Source organism: Cellulomonas sp. JH27-2, from assembly GCF_014837175.1.
Taxonomy (GTDB): Bacteria; Actinomycetota; Actinomycetes; order Actinomycetales; family Cellulomonadaceae; genus Cellulomonas.
This window is the reverse complement of sequence record NZ_JACYFR010000001.1, coordinates 345,488-366,798: the sequence shown is the minus strand read 5'-3', so window position 1 is coordinate 366,798 and position 21,311 is coordinate 345,488. Positions and strand designations below refer to the sequence as shown.

Annotated in this window: 17 protein-coding genes; 5 read left to right on the top strand and 12 right to left on the bottom strand. The window is 72.1% G+C overall.

Annotated elements, in window-relative coordinates:
- Nucleotides 1-66: 66 nt before the first annotated feature.
- From IC607_RS01730 to IC607_RS01715, 4 genes are all read right to left on the bottom strand, one after another.
- On the bottom strand, nucleotides 67-966 hold the full coding sequence (locus IC607_RS01730; protein WP_191785265.1) for a sugar phosphate isomerase/epimerase family protein: 900 nt from the start codon (nucleotides 964-966) through the stop codon (nucleotides 67-69).
- The gene (locus IC607_RS01725; RefSeq protein ID WP_370525947.1) at nucleotides 963-2,126 is read right to left on the bottom strand and encodes a Gfo/Idh/MocA family protein; all 1,164 of its coding nucleotides are present in this window, start codon (nucleotides 2,124-2,126) and stop codon (nucleotides 963-965) included. The genes IC607_RS01730 and IC607_RS01725 overlap by 4 nt, the downstream gene beginning before the upstream one ends.
- 127 nt (nucleotides 2,127-2,253) lie before the next feature.
- On the bottom strand, nucleotides 2,254-3,738 hold the full coding sequence (locus IC607_RS01720; RefSeq protein WP_191785264.1) for a mannitol dehydrogenase family protein: 1,485 nt from the start codon (nucleotides 3,736-3,738) through the stop codon (nucleotides 2,254-2,256).
- The gene (locus tag IC607_RS01715) at nucleotides 3,735-4,760 is read right to left on the bottom strand and encodes a LacI family DNA-binding transcriptional regulator (protein ID WP_191785263.1); all 1,026 of its coding nucleotides are present in this window, start codon (nucleotides 4,758-4,760) and stop codon (nucleotides 3,735-3,737) included. The genes IC607_RS01720 and IC607_RS01715 overlap by 4 nt, the downstream gene beginning before the upstream one ends.
- Nucleotides 4,761-4,966: 206 nt before the next feature.
- On the opposite strand from IC607_RS01715, the gene uxaC reads away from it, so the two are divergent.
- Nucleotides 4,967-6,439 carry a glucuronate isomerase gene (uxaC, locus tag IC607_RS01710; protein ID WP_191785262.1) on the top strand — a complete coding sequence of 491 codons (1,473 nt, stop codon included), beginning with the start codon at nucleotides 4,967-4,969 and terminating at the stop codon, nucleotides 6,437-6,439.
- Nucleotides 6,440-6,596: 157 nt separating this feature from the next.
- Here uxaC and IC607_RS01705 read toward each other — a convergent pair whose 3' ends face one another.
- Nucleotides 6,597-8,141 carry an altronate dehydratase family protein gene (locus IC607_RS01705; protein WP_191785261.1) on the bottom strand — a complete coding sequence of 515 codons (1,545 nt, stop codon included), beginning with the start codon at nucleotides 8,139-8,141 and terminating at the stop codon, nucleotides 6,597-6,599.
- A gap of 107 nt (nucleotides 8,142-8,248) precedes the next feature.
- On the opposite strand from IC607_RS01705, the gene IC607_RS01700 reads away from it, so the two are divergent.
- The 3 genes from IC607_RS01700 to IC607_RS01690 all read left to right on the top strand — a co-directional run bounded on the left by IC607_RS01700 (nucleotide 8,249) and on the right by IC607_RS01690 (nucleotide 12,240).
- Entirely contained in the window at nucleotides 8,249-9,262 is a 1,014-nt protein-coding gene (locus tag IC607_RS01700) for a LacI family DNA-binding transcriptional regulator (protein ID WP_191785260.1), read from the top strand.
- A gap of 70 nt (nucleotides 9,263-9,332) precedes the next feature.
- A complete protein-coding gene (locus IC607_RS01695) occupies nucleotides 9,333-10,742 on the top strand; it encodes a serine hydrolase (RefSeq protein ID WP_191785259.1) in 1,410 nt (469 codons plus the stop codon).
- 46 nt (nucleotides 10,743-10,788) lie between these two features.
- On the top strand, nucleotides 10,789-12,240 hold the full coding sequence (locus IC607_RS01690; RefSeq protein WP_191785258.1) for a serine hydrolase: 1,452 nt from the start codon (nucleotides 10,789-10,791) through the stop codon (nucleotides 12,238-12,240).
- On the opposite strand, the gene IC607_RS01685 is transcribed toward IC607_RS01690, so the two are convergent.
- A complete protein-coding gene (locus tag IC607_RS01685; protein WP_191785257.1) occupies nucleotides 12,237-12,701 on the bottom strand; it encodes a tRNA (cytidine(34)-2'-O)-methyltransferase in 465 nt (154 codons plus the stop codon). The genes IC607_RS01690 and IC607_RS01685 overlap by 4 nt on opposite strands.
- A 133-nt stretch (nucleotides 12,702-12,834) precedes the next feature.
- Between IC607_RS01685 and IC607_RS01680 the strand changes: the two genes are divergently transcribed.
- Nucleotides 12,835-13,830, top strand: coding sequence for an aldo/keto reductase (locus IC607_RS01680; RefSeq protein WP_225224409.1), 996 nt, complete (start codon nucleotides 12,835-12,837; stop codon nucleotides 13,828-13,830).
- A 6-nt stretch (nucleotides 13,831-13,836) separates the two neighbouring features.
- Here the strand turns inward: IC607_RS01680 and IC607_RS01675 are convergent, their stop codons facing one another.
- The 6 genes from IC607_RS01675 to IC607_RS01650 all read right to left on the bottom strand — a co-directional run bounded on the left by IC607_RS01675 (nucleotide 13,837) and on the right by IC607_RS01650 (nucleotide 21,232).
- Complete coding sequence (locus IC607_RS01675; protein ID WP_191785255.1) at nucleotides 13,837-17,037, bottom strand: DEAD/DEAH box helicase; 3,201 nt, start codon at nucleotides 17,035-17,037, stop codon at nucleotides 13,837-13,839.
- 2 nt (nucleotides 17,038-17,039) lie between these two features.
- Nucleotides 17,040-19,073: a DNA helicase RecQ gene (gene recQ / locus IC607_RS01670; protein WP_370525946.1), complete on the bottom strand. Its 2,034-nt coding sequence runs from the start codon at nucleotides 19,071-19,073 to the stop codon at nucleotides 17,040-17,042.
- Nucleotides 19,074-19,155: 82 nt separating this feature from the next.
- Entirely contained in the window at nucleotides 19,156-19,458 is a 303-nt protein-coding gene (locus IC607_RS01665; protein ID WP_191785253.1) for a type II toxin-antitoxin system PemK/MazF family toxin, read from the bottom strand.
- Complete coding sequence (locus IC607_RS01660; RefSeq protein WP_191785252.1) at nucleotides 19,458-19,685, bottom strand: ribbon-helix-helix domain-containing protein; 228 nt, start codon at nucleotides 19,683-19,685, stop codon at nucleotides 19,458-19,460. The genes IC607_RS01665 and IC607_RS01660 overlap by 1 nt, the downstream gene beginning before the upstream one ends.
- A 33-nt stretch (nucleotides 19,686-19,718) precedes the next feature.
- The gene (locus tag IC607_RS01655; protein ID WP_191785251.1) at nucleotides 19,719-20,402 is read right to left on the bottom strand and encodes a hypothetical protein; all 684 of its coding nucleotides are present in this window, start codon (nucleotides 20,400-20,402) and stop codon (nucleotides 19,719-19,721) included.
- Between the two features lie 158 nt (nucleotides 20,403-20,560).
- Nucleotides 20,561-21,232 (bottom strand): DUF6318 family protein, encoded by a 672-nt coding sequence (locus IC607_RS01650; protein WP_191785250.1) that lies wholly within the window; start codon nucleotides 21,230-21,232, stop codon nucleotides 20,561-20,563.
- Between the last annotated feature and the right edge of the window lie 79 nt (nucleotides 21,233-21,311).

Here is a 21,311-nt window from a genome sequence, read left to right as displayed (position 1 = left end):
GTCATGCGGGCACCGCGGTCATTCGGGCGCCGCCGTCATGCGGTCGGCCGACGCGTCGTCATGCGGTCATGATGCGCGATCGCCCAGGTGCGGCAGGACGTGGCTCGCGTACCGGTCGGCGAGCGTCGCGACGGTCTCGTCGCCCGGGGTGTCCCAGACGGCCTGGTTGAAGATCTCCACCTCGACGTCGCCGGTGTACCCGGCGTCGGCGACCCACCGCGTGATCGTCGGGAAGTCGATGTACCCGTCGCCGACGTGCCCGCGGGACAGCAGCGCGTCGGCGGCCAGCGGCAGGATCCAGTCGCAGACCTGGTAGCCGGCGATGCGGCCCCCGGCCCCCGCGCGCGCGATCTGTCGCTGCAGGTCCGGGTCCCACCACACGTGGTAGGTGTCCACGACGACGCCGACGGTGGCCGCGTCGAACGCCTCGGCGATGTCGAGCGCCTGACCGAGCGTCGAGAGGACCGCCCGGTCGGCGGCGAACATCGGGTGCAGCGCCTCGAGCACGAGCCGCACACCGTGCTCGGCGGCGAAGGGCACGAGCTCACCGATGCGGTCGACGACGCGCTGGCGGGCGGCGACGAGGTCACGCGCCGGATCCGGCAGGGTCGCCGCGGGTGCGGCCGCGAGGCCGGGCGCCGGGCACGCGGGCAGCCCGCCGACGACCATCACGAGCTCACTGGTCCCGACGGTCGCCGCCTCGACGACGGCGCGCCGGTTGTCGTCGAGCGCGGCTCGCGCGGCGACGTCGTCGGCCGCCGTGAGGAAGCCCCCGCGGCACAGCGACGAGACGCGCAGCCCGGCGTCCGCGACGATGCGCGCGGCTTTGTCCGCACCCACCTCCTGGACGCGGTCGCGCCACAGCCCGACCGCGGGCAGTCCCGCGCGGGCCGCGCCCTCGACGGCCTCGCGCAGGTCCCACGCCTTCGTCGTCGCGGTGTTGAGCGACAGCCGTTCGAGCGTCACAGCTCGATCACCGGCACGTCGAGCCGGCGCCCCTCGGCCGACGAGCGCAGCCCCAGCTCCGCGAGCTGCACGCCGCGGGCGGCCGAGAGCAGGTCGAAGCGATGCGGGCGCCCGGCGTGGACGTCGGTCAGGAACTCCTCCCACTGCAGCTTGAACCCGTTGTCGAGCTCGGCGTTGGCGGGGACCTCGAGCCACTGGTCGCGGAACGGCTCGGTCACGGGCAGGTCCGGGTTCCAGACGGGCTTGGGCGTGTGGGCGCGCTGCTGCGCGACGCACCTGCGCAGGCCGGCGACGGCCGAGCCGTGCGTGCCGTCGATCTGGAACTCGACCAGCTCGTCGCGGTAGACCCGCACGGCCCAGGACGAGTTGATCTGCGCGACCACCGGGTCGCCGGACGGGGTCTCGACGTCGAAGATCCCGTAGGCGGCGTCGTCGGCCGTGGCGGCGTACTCGCGACCCTGCTCGTCCCAGCGGGTCGGGATGTGCGTGACGGTGGTCGCGGTGACCGTCCTGACGGCCCCCAGGATGCCCTCCAGCACGTAGTTCCAGTGGCAGAACATGTCGGTCGTCATGCCGCCGCCGTCCTCCTTGCGGTAGTTCCACGACGGCCGCTGCGCCTCCTGGTGCTCACCCTCGAACACCCAGTAGCCGAACTCGCCGCGCAGCGACAGGATCCGCCCGAAGAAGCCCTCGTCGACCAGGCGCCGCAGCTTGACCAGGCCGGGGAGGTAGAGCTTGTCGTGGACCACCCCGGCCGTGATGCCCGACGATGCCCCGAGCCTGGCCAGGTCGATCGCCTCGTCCAGCGTCTCGGCCGTCGGCTTCTCCGTGTAGACGTGCTTGCCGGCCTTCATCGCCTTGGTCAGCGTCTGCGCGCGCAGGCTCGTCATGGACGCGTCGAACACGACGTCCACGCTCGGGTCGTCGATCGCGCCGTCGAGGTCCGTCGACCAGTGCTCGACGCCGTGCCGCGCCGCGACGTCCGCGACCTTGTCCGCGTTGCGCCCGATCAGGATGGGCTCCACCTGCAGGCGTGTCCCGTCCGGGAGCAGGATCCCGCCCTGGTCGCGGATGGGCAGGATCGACCGGACCAGGTGCTGGCGGTAGCCCATGCGGCCGGTGATGCCGTTCATCGCGATGCGCAGCGTGCGGGTGGTCATGGACAGCCTCCGGGGTGGCGTGCGGGCGGCCCGGGGCGCGGCGTCGGTGTCGGCACCGGGAATACGCTTTCCAGTCTAGCGTGGCGATGCGGCCCGTCGTCAACGGTCGCGGTGAACTCGGCTCGTCCTACGCGTGGACCGGGGTGACGAGCTCGCGGAACGCCTGGGTGACCGCGGTGCGGAACGCGTCGTCCTGGCTCAGGTCGTCGCCGAAGATCTCGCGCAGCGACAGCAACCGCCCGGCGACGCCGTCGAGCGTCCCGTCGGCGGCTTCCGCCAGGCGGGCGGCCATCGGGTCGTCGAGGCGCACCTCGCGGCCGTCGACCAGCAGCGCGCCGTGCGTCGTCGCGTGCACGTACGCGGCCCAGGCGGCGATGGCCGTGGCGGCCGCATCCGGCACCGCGCCCGCGGCGATCCGGTCGCGGACCGTGCCCAGCAGGCGCTGCGGGAGCTTGACCGACCCGTCCATCGCCACCTGCACGGTCGTGTGGCCGGTGGCCGGGTTGGCGAACCGGTGCAGCACCTCGTCGCGGTACGCGCCCAGGTCGGTGCCGTCCGGCGGCGTCAGGGTCGGCAGCACGTCGTCGTCGACCAGCGCGCGGGAGACTGCCGCCAGGTCCGGGTCGGACACGGCCTCCGCGATCGTCGCGTACCCGCGCAGCGCGCCCAGGTACGCGAGCGTCGAGTGGCTCGCGTTGAGCACGCGCAGCTTGGCGCGCTCGTAGGGGGCGACGTCGTGCGTCATCGTCGCGCCGGCCAGGTGCCAGGCGGGGCGCGGGCCGGCGAAGTCGTCCTCGATCACCCACTGCGTGAAGGGTTCGCCGACGACGAGGCCGGCATCCTCGAGCCCCAGCAGCTCGGCCGCCTCGGCCCGGTGCGCAGCCGTCGTCGCGGGCACGATCCGGTCCACCATCGTCGAGGGGAACCGTACGTTCTGCTCCACCCACGTGCGCAGCGACGCGGAGCCACCCACCTCGACGACGCGGCCGACGAGCTCGGACAGCACCCGGCCGTTGTCGCTCAGGTTGTCGCAGCAGACCACGGTGACCGGCCCGGCGTCGTTGCGCTGACGCAGCGCGAGCCCCCGCACGAGCAGGCCGATGGGGGAGCGTGCCGGGGCCGACGGGGTCGTTCCGCCGAGCTCGTCGCGGAGCGCCAGCAGGTCGGCGGCCAGGTCGGGGTCGCTCAGGTCGGGCCCCCCGTCGGCCGTGCGCCGGTAGCCCTTCTCGGTCACGGTGAGCGTCACGACGTGCGTCGTCGGCGCTGCCAGGCGCGCCAGGACCGCCGGTGACGAGGTGCCCGGGAACGCGACGCCGCGCAGCGCGCCGATCACGCGCAAGGAGGTTGCCTCCGCGCCCTTGGTCAGCACGCCGTACAGGCCGTCCTGCGGAGCGAGCTGGTCGACGACGCGCGCCGAGCGCTGCGTGACGCCGAGGATGCCCCACCGGTCGTCGTCGGCCGCGGCCGCTGCGTCCTCCGTCAGCACGGCCTGGTGCGCGCGGTGGAACGCCCCCAGCCCCAGGTGCACGACACCGATGGAGGAGGGCACCACGCGGGGTCCCGCGACGCCCGCGCGGGCTGCGGGCAGGGTCGCCAGGCTGAGCCGGTTCATCGGGAGACTCCGTCGGTCGGTGGGGTGGGCGCCGGGCCCGTGGTCCCGCGGACCACCAGCTCGACGGGCAGGGAGATGTCGTCCTCGTCGGCGCCCGTCGCGGCGGCACGACCCGTCGACGCGCGGCCGTCGAGCAGCAGGTCCACGGCCACGCTGCCCAGGCGTGCGAGCCGGATCGCCACCGTCGTGAGCGCGGGGTGGCCGAGCGTCCCGACGGTGTCGTCGTACCCGATCACGGACACGTCTGCCGGGACGCTGCGGCCGCGCACGCGCAGCCGCTCGGTGATGCCGAGGGCGACCAGGTCGTTGTGCGCGATGACGGCGGTGATGGAGGCTGCGGCCACGAGGTCGCCCGCGGCGGTGCCGCCGACGACGGTCGGGGCGAAGTGCCCCAGGTCGACGACCTCGAGGCGGTGCAGCCCGTGCGCGGCGACCTTCAGGCCGTCGCGCCGTCGGGCGTCCGACCACGAGCCCTCCGGTCCGCCGGCGTAACCGATGCGGCGGTGGCCCAGCGCGTGCAGGTGACGGACGGCCTGGCGCATGCCGTCGGTGTTGTCGACGACGACCGACGGGCGGCCGGGCAGGCGGCGGTTCACCAGCACGACGTGCCGGTCCGCCGTGAGCTCCGCGAGGCGCTCGTCGGACATGCGCGGAGAGCAGACGAGCGTGCCGTCGGCCTGCGCGCTCAGCCGCTCGACGAGGTCGGCCTCGAGGCGCGCGTCCTCGTCGGAGTCCGCGACGAACACCGCGTGGCCGAGCTCGCGCGCCCGGCGCTGCACGCCCTTGGCGACCCCCGCGAAGAACGGGTTGCCGAGGTCTGGCACCACCAGGCACAGGTTGCCGGTGCGGCCCGTGGTCAGGCCGCGGGCGGCGAGGTTGGGCCGGTAGCCGAGGTCCTGCGCGGCCTTCTCGACGAGCGCTCGACGAGCGGGGGCGACGAGCTCCGGCGCGGACAGCGCGCGGGACGCGGTGGCGGGGGAGACCCCGGCGGCGCGGGCGACGTCGCGCAGCGTGGCGACCATCTCGACCTCCTCGTCGGCTGTTGTTGCGAACGCCGTGAACGCGATTTCATCATGCGCAGGCTAGCCAAGGCAAGCGGTTGCCAGGTACCGTACTTTCCTGCGCAGACATGCCGCCATCGGTAATGAATGCGTTTGCACTGTGATTCATCGGTCCGAACCTCGGACGGGGCACGACGAGGCACGAGGGTGTGCGCGACAGGAGGGTCATGTTCGACCAGGCGGTATCCGGGCAGGCACCCCGACGATCGACCCCCGGCAGTTCCGCGGAGCCCTGGACGTTGCACCCCGATCGCGCCCTCCCGGCCGACCCCGTGCTGCGCCCGCTGGCACGGGACATCTACGCCGAGACGCGTGACCTGCCGATCGTCGCGATGCACGGGCACGTCGACGCCGCGCTGCTGGCCGACGACGAGCCGTTCGCCGACCCGGCCTCGCTGCTCGTCGTCCCCGACCACTACCTGGTCCGCATGCTCGTCTCGCAGGGCGTCCCCCACGACGCGCTGGGCGTGCCGCGTCGCGACGGCGGTCCGGTCGAGACCGACCCGCGCGCGATCTGGCGGACGTTCGCAGCCCACTGGTCGCTGTTCCGCGGCACGCCCACCCGGTACTGGATGGAGCACGTGCTCGTCGAGGTCTTCGGCCTGACCGAGCGACCGAGCGCGGACAGTGCCGACCGTCTGTTCGACGAGCTGTCGGCGCGGCTCGCGGAGGATGCCTTCCGACCGCGCGCGCTCTTCGAGCGGTTCGGCATCGAGGTCCTGTCGACGACGGACGCCGCCGACGCGAGCCTGGCCGACCACGCCCGCCTCGCCGCCGACGGTTGGGGCGAGCGTGTGGTGCCGACGTTCCGGCCCGACGCCGTCTTCCACGTGGACCGGCCGACGTGGCTCGACGACATCGCTCGGCTGGAGGCGCGTGCCGGAGTGTCCGTCGGCGGGTACCGCGACCTGGTCACCGCCGTCGAGGCTCGTCGGGCGGCCTTCGTCGCCGCCGGCGCCCGCGCGAGCGACCACGGCCACCTGTCCGCCGACACGACCCCGCTCTCCGACGCCGAGGCGGACCGCATCGTCGTCGCCGCCCTGCGCGGCCAGGCCACGCCGGCCGACGCCGCGGCCTTCAGCGCCCACATGCTGTTCGAGACCGCGCGCATGGCCAGCGAGGACGGGCTCGTCATGCAGCTGCACCCGGGCGTGCTGCGTGACCACGACGCCTCGGTCCACGCGGTCCGCGGGCCCGACGTCGGGTACGACATCCCCGTGCCCACCGACTACGTGCACGGCCTGCGCCCGCTGCTCGAGGCGTTCGGTCACCACCCCGGCCTGCGAATGGTGCTGTTCACGGTCGACGAGGACACGTTCAGCCGCGAGCTCGCGCCCATCGCGGGCGTCTACCCGGCCGTCCGGCTCGGCGCTCCCTGGTGGTTCCTCGACACCCCGGACGGCATGCGCCGGTTCCGTGAGGCCGTCACCGACACGGCCGGCTTCGCCAACACCACCGGCTTCGTCGACGACACGCGCGCGTACTGCTCCATCCCCGCGCGCCACGACCTGGCGAGGCGCATCGACGCGGGGTACCTCGCGCGGCTCGTCGCCGAGCACCGCCTGGACCTCGACGAGGCCCTGGAGACGGCCGTCGACCTGGCGTACCGCCTCCCGCAGCAGTCGTACGCCCGCCCCTGACACCGCGGCCCCGCAGTCCCCGGCCCGGCCCTGCTGCCCCCGCCGAGACAGACCTTTGCGGGTGAGACAGACCCCTGGAGAGGTCTTTCTCACCCGCAAAGGTCTGTCTCGCGCGCGTGGGGCGCCGGTGGTGCCCCGGGGTGAGCGCGGGTGGGCGTCAGGTGACTGCGCCCAGCTGCCAGGGGACGAACTCGTCGGCGCCCAGGTCCAGCTCCTCGCTGACCGTCTGCTCGCCCGAGGCGACGCTGAGGATCTTCTCGAACAGCTCCTCGCCGACGGACTCGACGGTCGCGGTGCCGTCGACGATGCGGCCCGCGTTGAGGTCCATGTCCTCGCGCATGCGCAGGTAGGTCGCGGTGTTGGTGGCGACCTTGATCGACGGCGTCGGCTTGCAGCCCAGCACGGAGCCGCGGCCGGTGGTGAAGACGACGACGGTCGAGCCGCCCGCGACGATGCCGGTGACGGACACCGGGTCGTAGCCGGGCGTGTCCATGAAGGTGAAGCCGCGTTCGGTGACCGGCTCGGCGTACTCGTGCACCGCGGTCAGCTCCGCGGTGCCGCCCTTGGCCACGGCGCCCAGCGACTTCTCGAGGATCGTCGTCAGGCCGCCCGCCTTGTTGCCGGGCGACGGGTTGTTGTCCAGCGTGCCGCCGCCGGCGGCGGTGTACTGCTTCCACCAGTCGATGCGCGTGAGCAGCCGTTCGCCCACCTCACGGGACACGGCCCGACGAAGCAGCAGGTGCTCGGCGCCGAACACCTCGGGCGTCTCGGCGAGGATGCTCGTGCCGCCCTGGGCGACGAGCAGGTCGGAGGCGTGGCCCAGCGCGGGGTTGGCGGTGATGCCCGAGTAGCCGTCGGAGCCGCCGCAGTTGAGCCCCAGCACGAGGGCCGAGGCGGGCGCCGTCTCGCGACGCAGCGCATCGATCGACGGGAGCATGTCCCGGATCGCCTCGACGCCGGCCCGGACCGTGGCGCGGATGCCGCCGTTCTCCTGGATGACGAGGGTGCGCACCGGCTTGTCGGCGGGCAGCTCCAGGCCGTCGAGCAGGCTCTGCGCGGGCAGCATCTCGCAGCCCAGCCCCAGCACCAGCAGCGCGGCCATGTTGGGGTGGTCGGCGTAGCCGCGCAGCGTCCGACGAGTGATCTGCGCACCCTCGCTCGTCGGGACGAGCCCGCACCCGGTGTCGTGGGTGAGGGCGACGACGCCGTCGACGTGGGGGAACTCGTCGAGCACCGCGCCGCGGAACTGGTCGGCGATGAGCCTTGCGGTCGACGCCGAGCAGTTCACCGACGTCACGATGCCCACGTAGTTGCGGGTGCCCCACCGGCCGTCGCTGCGGCGGTAGCCCTGGAAGGTGCGTTCCTGAGCGGGCGGCGGCAGCGTCACGCGGGCGGTCCCGAACTCGTACGCGCGTTCGGCGTCGTCCATGCCCAGGTTGTGGGTGTGGACGTGGTCGCCGACGGCGATGTCGAGGGTCGCCCGGCCAATGCTCTGGCCGTACTTGCGGACCTGGTCGCCGCAGGCCGCGGGGCGGACTGCCAGCTTGTGGCCGCGCGGGACGCTCTGGCGGACGACGAGCGCGCCGCCGTCGTCGAGCGCGAGCGTGGTGCCCGACTGCAGGTCCGTCGTGGCCACGCCCACGTGGTCGTCGGGCCGCAGCACCAGCACGCAGTCGGTGAGGCGATCGGGGGAGCTCGTCACGTCGTCGTTCCTTTCCGCGGTCAGGATACCGCTTTCCCGGCGATGCGGTGATGGCTTTCCCGCCAGGATGCCCGTCGAAGCGCATCGCCTGCCCTAGCCTTCGGAGCATGACCGGACCGGTGACGCTCAGCGACGTGGCCCGCGAGGCGGGGGTCTCGCTCGCAACCGCCTCGCGCGCCATCAACGGCAGCGCCAACCGCGTGGTCCGTCCGGACCTGCGCGACCGCGTGGTCGAGGCCGCCGAGCGCCTGCGCTACCGCCCCGACATCAACGCGCAGGCGATGGCCAGGGGGCGTACCAACTCCATCGGCCTGCTGGTCCACGACATCGCCGACCCGTACTTCTCGTCGATCGCCCGCGGTGTCACGCGCACCGCACAGGGCGCCGGCCTGCAGGTGATCCTCGCCAGCACGGAGCACGACACCGCCCGCGAGGTGACGATCGTCGAGCTGCTGCAGAGCCAGCGGGCGCGCGCCATCGTCATCGCCGGCGGCCGGCACGACGACCCCGAGGCGAACGCCGCCCTGGCCGCCGCGGTCACGGAGTACCGGGAGGCGGGCGGAGGCGTGGCCGTCATCGGGCAACCGCTCGCCGACGTCGCGACCGTCGAGGTGGGCAACGCCTCCGGCGCGAGGGCGCTGGCCGTCGCGCTGCACGAGCGGGGCTACCGCGACGTCGTCGTGCTCGGCGGTCCGGAGGACCACCTCACGGCGCGCGAGCGGCGCGACGGGTTCGTCGACGGGCTGCGGTCGCTGGGCGTTCCCGAGGTGCGCGTGGTGCACGGCGAGTTCACGCACGAGGGTGGCGAGCAGGCGATGGCGTCCGTGTTCGCCTCCGGTCCGCGGCCGCAGCTCGTGTTCGCGGTCAACGACGTCATGGCGCTGGGGGCGCTCGCGGCCGTGCGCGCCGCCGGGTTGTCGGTGCCCGACGACGTCGCGCTCGCGGGGTTCGACGACATCACCACGCTGCGTGACGTGGTGCCCGGGCTGACCACGGTCTGCATCCCGCTCGAGCAGTTGGGGGTCGCGGCGACCGAGCTGGCGCTGGGCTCGGCCGGGGACGGGTCGGGCGTGCGGATCGAGACCGAGGTCGTGCTGCGGGAGTCGACGCCGGGCGTCTGAGGTCCGACCCGTCGATTCCCGCGATGGGTTTCGTGTGGTCGTGTCGGCGGTCCGTGCCACGATGACGGACATGCCCGGAGCCCGTCGTCTGCCCCGATCCACCCCCGAGCAGCAGGGCGTCTCGTCGTCCGCCGTGCTCGCCGTGCTCGACGCGATCACGGAGCTGGGCGAGCTGCACTCGCTCATGGTCGTGCGGCACGGTCAGGTGATCGCGGAGGGGTGGGCCGCGCCGTACTCGTCGGACCGCGTCCACCTGTTGTACTCGCTGAGCAAGAGCTTCACGTCCACAGCGGTCGGCTTCGCGCAGGCCGAGGGCCTGCTGGACGTCGACGACCTGGTGCTGGAGCATCTGTCCGACCTCGCGCCCGCGTCACCCGATGCGAACCTGCGCCGCATGCGGCTGCGGCACCTGCTCACCATGACCACGGGGCACGACGAGGACGCGAGCGACCGCTCGTTCTCGCGGGACGACTGGGCCCGGGCGTTCCTCGCGCTGCCCGTTGAGCACGAGCCCGGCACCCACTTCGTCTACAACACCGCAGCGACGTACGTGCTGTCTGCGATCGTGCAGCGGGTCACCGGGCAGCGCGTGCTCGACTACCTGCGCCCCCGCCTGCTCGAGCCGCTGGGGATCGAGGGTGCGACCTTCGAACGGTCGCCGCAGGGCATCGACACCGGCGGGTTCGGGATGTCGGTGACGACCGAGGACATCGCGGTGTTCGGTCAGCTCTACCTGCAGGACGGGGTGTGGTCCGGCACCCAGGTGCTGCCGGTCGGTTGGGCCGCCGAGGCGACCGCGCGACAGGTGCCCAACGGCGACGATCCTGACAGCGACTGGGCGCAGGGGTACGGGTACCAGTTCTGGCGTGGGCGGCACGGGTCGTACCGCGGCGACGGCGCGTTCGGGCAGTACTGCGTGGTCGTGCCGGGGCTGGACCTGGTCGTCGTGACGACCAGCGCGATCATGGACATGCACCGCGAGCTCGCGCTCGTGTGGGAGCACCTGCTACCGGGAGTGGGGGAGGTGCGAGCGCCCGACGACGCCGCGCATGCCGCGCTTCTGGCCCGGCTGGACTCGTGGGCGCTGCCGATCCCCGTCGCTGGTGCCGCGTCCGACGTGCTCGCCGGTCGGACCGTGGAGTTCGAGGCTAACCCGTGGACCGTGCGGTCCGCGTCGTGGGCCTCGGGCGACGACGCCGACACGATCGAGCTCCGGTGGGACGGCGGTCAGGCCCGCTTCGACGTGGGGCACGGCGGGTGGCGGTCGGGCGTCATGCGGCTGGGCGAGGCGGTCGACGTGGAGCTGCTCGCCGCCGGGGCGTGGCTGACGCCCACGTCGTACGAGCTCCGGGTCCAGCTGCCGGCCCAGCCCCACGGCGTGACCCTGCGCATCGACGTGGACGGTGCGGCGGTGACCGTCGAGGGGGAGATCAACGCGGCCTTCGCCGAGCGGCACATCCGACTCGTCGGCTCGCTGTAATCCCGTTGCTCGGGCGGCGCGGAAAGCGCATGCCATGATGGCCGGCATGCCTGGTGCCCGTCGTCTGCCGCGGTCGGCGCCCGAGGCGCAAGGCGTGTCGTCGGCCGCCGTCGCCGCGATGCTCGACGCGATCGACGGGGAGCTGCACTCGTTCATGGTGGTGCGGCACGGGCACGTGATCGCAGAGGGATGGGCGGCGCCGTACTCGTCGGACCGGCCGCACCTGGTCTACTCGGTGAGCAAGAGCGTGACGGCGACGGCCGTCGGCTTCGCGCGCGCCGAGGGCCTGCTGGATCTCGACGACCTCGTGCTGGACCACCTCCGGGACGAGGCTCCGGTCGACCCCTCCGCGAACCTGCGGCGGATGCGGCTGCGGCACCTGCTGACCATGACGACCGGCCACCCCGAGGGGGCGAGCGAACGCGCCTACCGGCAGCCCGACTGGGCGCGCGCGATCCTCGCCGAGCCCGTCGAGCACGAGCCCGGTACCCACTTCGCGTACAACACCGCGGCCACCTACCTGCTGTCGTCGGTGGTGCAGCGCGTCAGCGGCCTGCGTGTCCTGGACTACCTGCGTCCTCGCCTGCTGGAACCGCTGGGCATCGAGGGTGCGACGTCCGAGCAGTCGGTGCAGGGCATCGACGACGGCGGGTCCGGGATGTCGATGACCACCGAGGACCTCGCGATCTTCGGGCAGCTCTACCTGCAGGACGGTGTCTGGGCGGGGCGGCAGGTGCTGCCCGTCGGCTGGGCCGCGGAGGCGACCGCGCGGCACGTGCCGATCGGGGTGCGCGAGGAGAGCGCCTGGTCGACCGGGTACGGGTACCAGTTCTGGCGCGGCAGCCACGGCGACTACCGCGCGTACGGCGCGTTCGGGCAGTACTGCATCGTCGTGCCGGACCTCGACCTCGTCGTCGCGACGACCGGCGCGATGGTCGTGAACGGGGAGCTGCCCGCTCTGTGGGAGCACCTCGCGCCCGCGGTGGGGGAGTCGCTGCCGCCCGACGACGCGGCGCACGGGGCTCTGCTCGCCCGGATCGCCCGCCTCGCGGTGCCGCTGCCGAAGCCGGTGCGTGCGCCGGATGCGTCGAGCCGCGTGGAGGCTTCGTCGGGCGCCGAAGCGACCTGCGCGACGATCGACGGCCGGCGGGTCGAGGTCGAGCCGAACCGCTGGGGCGTGCGGGTAGTGGTGCTGACGGCCGGGGCGGACGCTGACGACCTCGTCGTCGAGCTGGACGATGCGACCGTGCACATCGCCGTGGGCCGATCCACGTGGCGGGCGGGAGTGGTGCGCGTCGGCAAGCCGTTCGACCGGGAGGTCGTGGCGGCCGGTGCGTGGACCGTGGGCGGTTACGACCTGACTGTGAGAGTGCTCGGCGAGCCGCACGGGTTCACGGTGCGCGTGCGTGTCGAGGGGGCTTCGGTGACCATCGACGGGGACGTCAACGTGAGGTTCGGCGATCGGGAGATCGCGCTCGTCGGACGCCTCGAGCCCTAGACGGAACCCGGGAACCCCAGCTGACGCCACGCCTCGTAGGCCGCGACCGCCGCGGCGTTGGTGAGGTTCATCGAGCGGCGGCCCGGGACCATGGGGATGCGGAGCTGGTCGGTGAGCCACGGGTCGGCGAGGACCTCCGGGGGCAGGCCGGTCGGCTCGGGGCCGAACAGCAGCACGTCCTCGTCGGCGTACGCCACGTCCGTGTACGCGCGCGTGCCCTGCGTGGTGAACGCGAACACGCGCCGGCCGTCGAGGCGGGTCTTGAGCGCGGCCCAGTCCGGGTGGACCTCGACGTGTGCGAGGTCGTGGTAGTCCAGGCCCGCGCGCTTGAGCTTTGCCTCGGACAGGTCGAAGCCCAGCGGTTCGACCAGGTGCAGCGCGGCGCCCGTCCCTGCGGACAGACGGATCGCGCTGCCCGTGTTGCCGGGGATGCGGGGCTCGAAGAAGACGATGTGCAGCACGGGTCCATCATCCCTGGCTCCGGCGACCTGGCGGGACGGTGGTGTCGGTGCGGGCGGTTACGGTGGGACGTACCCACTTGAGCTTCCCGGAGGACCCGTGCCCTACCTCGCTGCCGACGACCGTTACGCCACGATGGACTACCGCCGCGTCGGCCGATCCGGGCTCCGGCTGCCCGGGGTCTCGCTCGGGCTGTGGCACAACTTCGGCGGCGCCAACGGGCTCGACACCCAGCGCGCCGTGGTCCGTCGCGCGTTCGACCTGGGCGTGACCCACTTCGACCTGGCCAACAACTACGGCCCGCCGGCCGGCTCAGCAGAGTCGAACTTCGGTGCGCTGCTGGCCTCCGAGCTGCGGCCCTACCGCGACGAGCTGATCATCTCGACGAAGGCCGGCTACGGCATGTGGGACGGCCCCTACGGTGACGGCGGGTCGCGCAAGTACCTGCTCTCGTCGCTCGACGCGTCGCTGGCGCGGCTCGGGCTCGACTACGTCGACGTCTTCTACCACCACCGCATGGACCCCGAGACGCCGCTCGAGGAGACGATGGGCGCTCTGCACACCGCCGTGACCAGCGGTCGGGCGCTGTACGTGGGCATCTCCAACTACTCGGCGTCCCAGACCCGGGCGGCCGCGGCGATCCTGGCTGACCTCGGGACGCCGCTGCTCATCCACCAGCCGTCGTACTCGATGTTCAACCGGCACGTCGAGAACGTCGCCGAGGGGGAGTCGGAGTCGCTCCTGTCCGCCGTCGGCGACCTGGGCGTCGGGACCATCGTGTTCTCGCCGCTGCAGCAGGGGCTCCTCTCCGACCGGTACCTGTCCGGGTCGGTGCCGGAGGGGTCCCGCGCCGCCGAGGGGCGGTTCCTGTCTGCGTCGTCGATCTCCGAGACGTACCTGTCGCGGGCCCGGGCGCTGAACACCATCGCCGAGGCCCGCGGCCAGTCGCTCGCGCAGCTCGCGTTGTCGTGGGTGCTGCGCGACTCGCGCGTGACGTCGGCGCTGATCGGGGCGTCGTCCGTGAAGCAGCTCGAGACGAACGTCGCCGCCCTGTCCGCCCCCGCGCTGACCGACGACGAGATCGCCGCCATCGAGCCCTACGCCGTGGACGGCACGCACCACCAGGGGTGACCGGGGTCAGGCGGGTTCGGCGCCCAGGAGGGCTCGGATGTCGTCGGCCGTCAGGCGGGCGTTGGACAGCTCGCCTCCGCCCATGATCGCGTCGAAGAGCCGGGACTTGCTGGCCTTGAGGGCCATGACCTTCTCCTCGATGGTGCCCGTGGCGACCAGGCGGTAGACCATGACGTTCTTCTTCTGACCGATGCGGTGGGCGCGGTCGACGGCCTGCGCCTCGACGGCCGGGTTCCACCAGGGGTCGAGGACGATGACGTAGTCGGCCTCGGTGAGGGTCAGGCCGACGCCGCCGGCCTTGAGGCTGATGAGGAACACCGGGTTGGTGCCGGTGCGGAAGTCGTCGATGACGGCAGCCCGGCGTGTCGTCGTGCCGTCCAGGTAGGAGTAGGCGACCGAGCGGCCGTCGAGCCGGGTCCGCACCCGGTCCAGGACGCCCGTGAACTGGGAGAACACGAGCACGCGGTGACCGTCCGTGACGATCTCGTCGAGCATCGTCTCCAGCACGTCGAGCTTGGATGCGGGCACGCGGGCGTGGTCGGGGTCGACGAGCGACGGGTCGAGCGCCAGGCGGCGCAGCAGCGTCAGCGACCGGAAGATCTCGAACCGGTTGCCCTCCATCTCGGCCAGCAGACCCAGCACCTTCTGACGCTCGCGCTGCAGGTGGCGGTCGTAGACGACGCGGTGGGCGGGAGCCAGGTCGATGTCGACGACCTGCTCGATCCGCGGCGGCAGGTCGTCGGCCACGGACTCCTTGGTGCGACGCAGGACCAGCGGGCGGATGCGACGGCGCAGCTGTGCGAGCCGTGATGCGTCGTGGTTGCGCTCGATCGGGTAGCGGTACTGCTCGGTGAACTTCTGCAGCGGCGGGAGCAGGCCGGGCGCGACGATCCCGAGGATCGCCCACAGCTCCATGACCGTGTTCTCGAGCGGCGTTCCGGTGATCGCCAGCTTCATCGGCACGTCGAGCGTGCGGGCGCAGGCGTAGGTGCGTGACGTGTGGTTCTTGACGGTCTGCGCCTCGTCGAGCACCAGGACGGACCACGGCAGTGCGGTGTAGTCGTCGTGCTCGATCCGGAACAGGGCGTAGGACGTGACGACCACGTCAGCGTCGGCGGCCAGGTCCGCGAGCGCCGTCCCGCGCTTGGCGGCCGTGCGGTCGATGGTCACGACGCGCAGGCCGGGCACGAACTTGGCGGCCTCGCCCGCCCAGGCGCCGACGACGGACGTCGGCGCGACGACGAGCAACGGCGGCTGCTCGCGGGCCGTGCGCGTGTCGAGTGCGTGGACCCGCGCGGCCAGGGTCAGGACCTGCAGCGTCTTGCCCAGGCCCATGTCGTCGGCCAGGATCCCGCCCAGTCCCGAGCCGTGCAGGTGGGCGAGCCACGCGTAGCCCGCGCGCTGGTAGGGCCGCAGCTCGGCACCGACCGCGGCGGGCACGTCGCCGTTCTGGGGCGGCTCCTCGAGCAGGCGCACCTCCGAGACGGCGCGTCGCCACTCGTCGGCCTGCGTCACGACGACGCCCAACGCCTCGAGCTCGTCCCACGCGTTGACCTGCAGCCGCCCGACGCCGATGCCGCGCCGGTCCGCGAGGCCGCGCGACTCCTCGATCAGCGCCCGCAGCGCCTCGAGCGCCGGGGTGTCGATCCGCACCCACAGCCCGTCGGGCAGCAGCAGTCGCGTCTGCCCTGCGGCGAGGGCTGCGACGAGCGTCGCGATCATGACGTCGCGGCCGTCGACCTCGACCGTGACCGCCAGGTCGAACCAGTCGGTGCGGTCCGTCGACGGGCCGGGCGTGACCGTGACCTGCGGTTCGTGCTCCGCCTCGCGGTAGTCGGGCAGCTCACCGTCGACGCGGACCTCGACGTCGGGCAGCTCGCGCAGCGCGGGCAGGACGTCGGCGACCAGGTCGACGGTCTGCCAGCCGCCCACCGTCCGGTCCAGCAGGTTGCCGGCATTGTCGACGAGCAGGCCGGCGACCTGGGCGGCGGCCGACTGGATGCGCGCCTCGTCTGCCGGAGCGCGGTACGCCTGCGGGTCGAGGCGCAGGTCACGCACACCTCGCTGCTCCACGACGCGCCCGTCGTCGGACCGGTACTCCCAGGTCCAGCGCGACGTCACCGCGTGTTCCGGCCCCGGATCGAGCGTCAGGACCAGCGTCGGGGTGGGCAGCGCGGGGGCGTCGACGCTGCCGTCGCGGGACGTGACCTCCAGCAGCGCCGTCAGGCGCGGGTAGTAGCGGTGCAGGAAGCGCGGGGCGTCGTCGGCCGGGACGAGCAGGGGGTGGCCGGGGCCGACGAGCGCCGCGGCGCCGCTGGAGAGCGCGGTGTCGAACCGGGCCAGGTGCAGGGGAGACGCGCGCGGCCCGTCGCCGTCCCACCAGAAGATGCCGGTCGCGTCGGGTTCGCCGAGCAGCGTGTACTCGGTCAGTGCGCGGCCGTCGAGCACGACGAGCGGGCGCCCCTCGATCGCGCCGTCTGACCCCGCGTGCAGGTCGAGGGAGGCGTGAGCCTGCTCGTCGTGCAGCGTGACGTCGGTGTCCGTGCCCGCGGCGAGGACGGCGACACCGGCCCGGCGCGCGTCGGTGAGGGCGGTCCACAGGCCCGACCCGGCCGTGTCGAGCCAGATCCACGCCGACGACGGCGAGTAGTAGCCGCTCGTCGAGCCCGTGAGCCGATGCACCGCCGCCAGCGCCGCGACCTGGCGCGCGTCGTAGTGCTCGGCGTAGCCGCGGGTCAGCATCTCCCAGGAGACCTTGCGGGCCCACTTGCCGCTGGCCGCGCGGTACACGGGCCGGGCACGGAGGCGGACGGGCTTCTCGGCGTAGTCGTCGAGCAGGACCTCGAGCTCCATGCCCAGGTCAGGCGCGGGCTTGATCGCCAACGGCGAGCCGAGGGCACCCGCGAGCTGCAGCTCCCACGCCGGCTGGCTGGTTACGCCGTGCTCGGCGTCGGACAGCAGCAGCGCGGCGACGTGCTTGCAGTAGTCGCCGACGGGGCACGTGCAAGAGGTGTCGATGACGTTCCCGCTGGCCGCGAGCTCGACGAACACGCGGTACGGACTACGGCCCGACCCACGCACGATGCCCGTGAGCATCCGCCCGTCAGCGCTCCAGGTCGAAGAGATGACCATGCCTCGTCGCGCGTACTCCAGCCCTCGCGCGTACGCGCCGCCGCCGACGACCTGGCGGATCTGCGCGTCGTGCATGCTCAGCCCGCCAGGGCCGCGAGGACGCCCGGGCCGTAGCGGTCCAGCTTGGTGGCGCCGATCCCGCTGATGCTGCCCAGCTCGTCGAGCGAACCTGGGCGGTTCACGGCGATGTCGCGCAGCGTGGCGTCGTGGAACACGACGTACGCGGGGACGCCCTGCTCCTTGGCGGCCGTCGCGCGCCACGCGCGCAGCTTCTCGAACAGGTCGGCGGCGTTGTCGTCGAGGTCGGCCTGGGGCTTCGCCGTGCGGGTGTTGCGCTCCCTCGCCGGCCGTGCCTGCTCCCGGCGCAGCATCACCTGGCGTTCGCCACGCAGCACGGCCGACGACTCGGGCGTGAGCCGCAGCGTGCCGTACCCGTCGGAGTCGACGCCCAGCAGCTCCGCAGCGAGCAGCTGGCGGACCACACCCCTCCACTCGGCGTCCGAGAGGTCCTCGCCGATGCCGAACGTCGACAGGTCCTGGTGGCCCAGCTGGCTGACCCGCGGGGTCACCTTCCCGCGCAGGATGTCGACCAGATGGCCGGCTCCGTAGCGCTGGCCGCGCTGCTCGAGCCGGACCACGGTCGAGAGCAGCTTCTGCGCCGCGGTCGTCCCGTCCCACGCGTCCGGCGGCGTCAGGCAGGTGTCGCAGTTGCCGCACGGCTCGCTGGCCTGGCCGAAGTAGTTGAGCAGCTGCTGGCGGCGGCACGTGACCGTCTCGCACAGTGCCAGCATCGCGTCGAGGTGCTGCGTGAGCCGCCGCTTGTGGGCGGCGTCGCCCTCGGACGTGTCGATCATGCGGCGCTGCTGGACGACGTCGGGCAGGCCGTAGGCGAGCCACGCGGTGGACGGAAGCCCGTCGCGGCCCGCGCGGCCGGTCTCCTGGTAGTAGCCCTCGACCGACTTCGGCAGGTCCAGGTGCGCGACGAAGCGGACGTCGGGCTTGTCGATGCCCATCCCGAACGCGATCGTCGCGACCATGACGACACCGTCCTCCCGGAGGAACCGTGCCTGGTTCCGCGCGCGGACCTGACGGTCCAGCCCCGCGTGGTACGGCAGGGCGGTGATGCCCTGCCCGACGAGGAAGTCCGCCGTCTGCTCCACCGAGTTGCGGCTCAGGCAGTACACGATCCCGGCGTCGCCGTCGTGCTCTTCCCGGATCAGCGTCAGGAGCTGCTGCCGCGGGTTGTCCTTGGGGGCGATGCGGTACTGGATGTTGGGGCGGTCGAAGCTGGCGACGAAGTGCTTGGCGTCTTGCAGCTGAAGGCGCTGGGCGATCTCCTGATGCGTTGCGTCGGTGGCTGTCGCCGTCAGCGCGATGCGCGGCACGTCCGGCCAGCGCTCGTGCAGCATGCTCAGCTGCAGATAGTCGGGGCGGAAGTCGTGGCCCCACTGGCTCACGCAGTGGGCCTCGTCGATCGCGAAGAGCGCGATCGTGCCGCTGTCGAGGAAGTCAGCGGTCTCGCGGCTCCTGAGGCGCTCGGGCGCCAGGTACAGCAGGTCCAGCTCGCCGGCCGCGTACGCGTCCTCGACCGCGCGCCGCTGGGCATAGTCCTGCGTCGAGTTGAGGAACCCGGCCCGGACGCCGAGTGCCGACAGCGCGTCGACCTGGTCCTGCATCAGCGCGATGAGGGGTGAGATGACCACGCCGGTACCGCTCCTGACCAGCGCGGGAACCTGGTAGCACAGCGACTTGCCGCCGCCCGTGGGCATGAGGACGAGCGCGTCGCCGCCGCTGACGATCGTGTCGACGATCTCAGCCTGGTCGCCGCGGAACGCGTCGTAGCCCCAGACGTTCTTGAGGACGTCGACGGGGGCAGGGTGCTCGCCGTCGTCGGCAACCGAGGGCTTCGGTGCGGGCCGCTGCGCGGGCAGGCCGGCGCCTGCGGCGGTCTCGCGCGCGCGGTCGAACGTGCTCGTCGGCGCCGCCTGCCGCGCGCCACCGGCCGACGACTCCCACGCGTCCGGTGGCGCGGCGTCGTACTCAGGGTCGAACGGGGGCTCCTCCGGGGGACCCCAGTCGAACGCCTCGTCGGGACCGTCTGTCAGCTGCACGCGCCCAACCCTACGAGCCGACACCGACATCGTGCTGCGGCGCCTGGGGACAACCAGAGGCGGCTGCGCCGCGGTCCCCTGCTCAGCCTTCGAGGTCGAACGCGATGGCGATGCCGCGAGCCAGCGCCGACTCCTGGTCCGGCAGCAGGAACCCGATCTGCCGCCCCAGAGCATCGACCGGAATAGTCGTGATGTTGTCGAGGCTGATCACGCCGTCGTGGTCGAGCCCGTTGGCGGGGCTGACGAAGACCTCGGTCGACAGTCCGCGGATCGTGCTCGTCACCGGTGCGACGGTCACGTTCTTCAGGTGCGGTCGGACGGTCTCGCGCGTCAGCACGACGACGGGACGCGACTTGTCGAGCGCGGCGACGTGAATCGGGCGCATCAGTCGATCGACCTGCTTTGAGCCCAGGCGGCCAGCGCGTCCATGCCGTCGTCGGGCATGCGGCCCTGCAGGATCGCGACGTCGCGCGCCGCGAGCTCGCGTCGAAGCTCCCTCTCGAGTGCGCGCTCGACGACCGATGCACGGCTGCGAGCACGCCCGCTGCTGACGAGCGTGTCGACCATCGACACGAGGTCGTCGGGGAGTCGGACGGTGATCTGCGTGCTCATCCCACGATGGTATGGGGTCGGGATTCGTTTGTGCTATCCGTCGGTGCCGGGCGCGACGAGGCGTGAGCGGAGCTCGCGGATCTCGAACGGGTCGGAGGTGGCGGTGGTCTCGGCGGTGCCGATGACGTCGTGCCAAGTGGTGTGGCCGGCCAGGCGCCAGCGCCCTTCCCAGGTTGCTGCCACCGTGACCTGGCCAGTGCCGAGCTTCTCGTAGACGTGCCAGAGCTGCTGGTTCGGGTACGGCTTGCCGGCCTTCTTCGTCGTCAGGCTCTTCGAGCGGTCGCCCCACGACCACGTCCACGACGCTGGTTCGGCCTCCACCTCGATCTTCTGGCCCAGCACCTCGGTGTCCAGCTTCTGCGTGACGTCCTCCGTATAGACGATCGTCTCCTTGTTCACCAGCACCCAGCCACGGTCGGGTTGCACGGTCAGCGCTGGCTTCTCGAGCGGTAGCCGCTTGAAGTCGTCGATGGTGAGCGCGAACAGATCCTCGGGGCACGACGACCATGCGGCGAGGGCCCAGGCGGACCACTCCGACGATGGCGTCGCGCGCGTACGATGCCAGAGCGGCGCGAGTGCAGGACCGTCTTCACACTGGGTGACCGCCTCTGTCCCGTCAGGGCAGTCGCCGTTGAGCGACGTGGCGTATTGGCGTTGATCGGCATTGCCGCGTGCCATTTCGCAGCCAGGGGCGCGGCGGTAATCCTCAAGGCGCATTTCTGGAGGGACCGAGAGCGCCCTCTGCATATTGCTCTCGGCGTCTTTCCCGTAGGTCTCGACGGAATTTCCTTGGGCCCTTCCTCCAAATTCATCCGCACTCGCGGGTGAGCAGACTAGTGTCGCACAGAATGCGGCGACCACTGCGTAGCCAACTCTCATGCGTCACGAATGTTGTCGACGCTGACTTCTCGAACGAACCACCTGTTCCTCGCTCGGTGGACAACGATCGTTGCGTCGTTGTCGGTCGTTCGCGGGAAGTCCTTAACAACCGCTCCGCTCGCGGTGACAGTCTGCGATGGTTGCTGGCGCGCTGTGAGGAGCACCAGGTACGAGCCTTCCGATGACGCGGCCACCGTGGAGTTCCGGAAGGTCATCGAGCCGCCGATTTCGTGAGTCTTGGCCTTCTTTCTGGCCTCAACGTCTGCGATTACGGACGAGCAAAACTCGCAGGAAGGGTCGGACATGCTTGCAAACTCGCTCTTCGAGGTGGACGAGAGTGCGTAAGGATACAAGCTAAGAAAATACTCCGCCGCAGCTATTGCTCCGTCTTTTCCTTCGTCGCTCAAGTCCTTGGGGAGCGTCGGCTTTGATAGCTCTTGCAGGCCCTCGGACGGTTCAGGTTCGGAGGCGTTGCTCGATGGCGCAGCGGTCGTTGGCGACGGCGATTCGGTCACGTCGTTGCTCGAGCTGGCCGACGGGACAGGCGAAGCGCTCGCGACGCCCGAGAGACTCGGGAGTGGCTTCGGCTCGGCGTCGTCGGTGCAGCCGGAGAGCGCCCATGCCGCCGCTGTTGCGGTGGCGAGTACCGCCAGAGTTCCCCTACGCATGGCCGTGAACCTACCCAAAACGGGCGGTCCGCGGAGGGGGATCTCACGAATCTGTGGACAACCCGCGACCGGCGGCCCG

Coding starts and splice junctions, on each gene's coding strand:
- IC607_RS01725 (WP_370525947.1), bottom strand. CDS start 2,126: ATGACCACCCGCACGCTGCGCATCGCGATGAACGGCATCACCGGCCGC.
- IC607_RS01720 (WP_191785264.1), bottom strand. CDS start 3,738: ATGAACCGGCTCAGCCTGGCGACCCTGCCCGCAGCCCGCGCGGGCGTC.
- IC607_RS01715 (WP_191785263.1), bottom strand. CDS start 4,760: ATGGTCGCCACGCTGCGCGACGTCGCCCGCGCCGCCGGGGTCTCCCCC.
- uxaC (WP_191785262.1), top strand. CDS start 4,967: ATGTTCGACCAGGCGGTATCCGGGCAGGCACCCCGACGATCGACCCCC.
- IC607_RS01700 (WP_191785260.1), top strand. CDS start 8,249: ATGACCGGACCGGTGACGCTCAGCGACGTGGCCCGCGAGGCGGGGGTC.
- IC607_RS01695 (WP_191785259.1), top strand. CDS start 9,333: ATGCCCGGAGCCCGTCGTCTGCCCCGATCCACCCCCGAGCAGCAGGGC.
- IC607_RS01690 (WP_191785258.1), top strand. CDS start 10,789: ATGCCTGGTGCCCGTCGTCTGCCGCGGTCGGCGCCCGAGGCGCAAGGC.
- IC607_RS01680 (WP_225224409.1), top strand. CDS start 12,835: ATGGACTACCGCCGCGTCGGCCGATCCGGGCTCCGGCTGCCCGGGGTC.
- IC607_RS01675 (WP_191785255.1), bottom strand. CDS start 17,037: ATGCACGACGCGCAGATCCGCCAGGTCGTCGGCGGCGGCGCGTACGCG.
- IC607_RS01665 (WP_191785253.1), bottom strand. CDS start 19,458: ATGCGCCCGATTCACGTCGCCGCGCTCGACAAGTCGCGTCCCGTCGTC.
- IC607_RS01660 (WP_191785252.1), bottom strand. CDS start 19,685: ATGAGCACGCAGATCACCGTCCGACTCCCCGACGACCTCGTGTCGATG.
- IC607_RS01655 (WP_191785251.1), bottom strand. CDS start 20,402: ATGCGCCTTGAGGATTACCGCCGCGCCCCTGGCTGCGAAATGGCACGC.
- IC607_RS01650 (WP_191785250.1), bottom strand. CDS start 21,232: ATGCGTAGGGGAACTCTGGCGGTACTCGCCACCGCAACAGCGGCGGCA.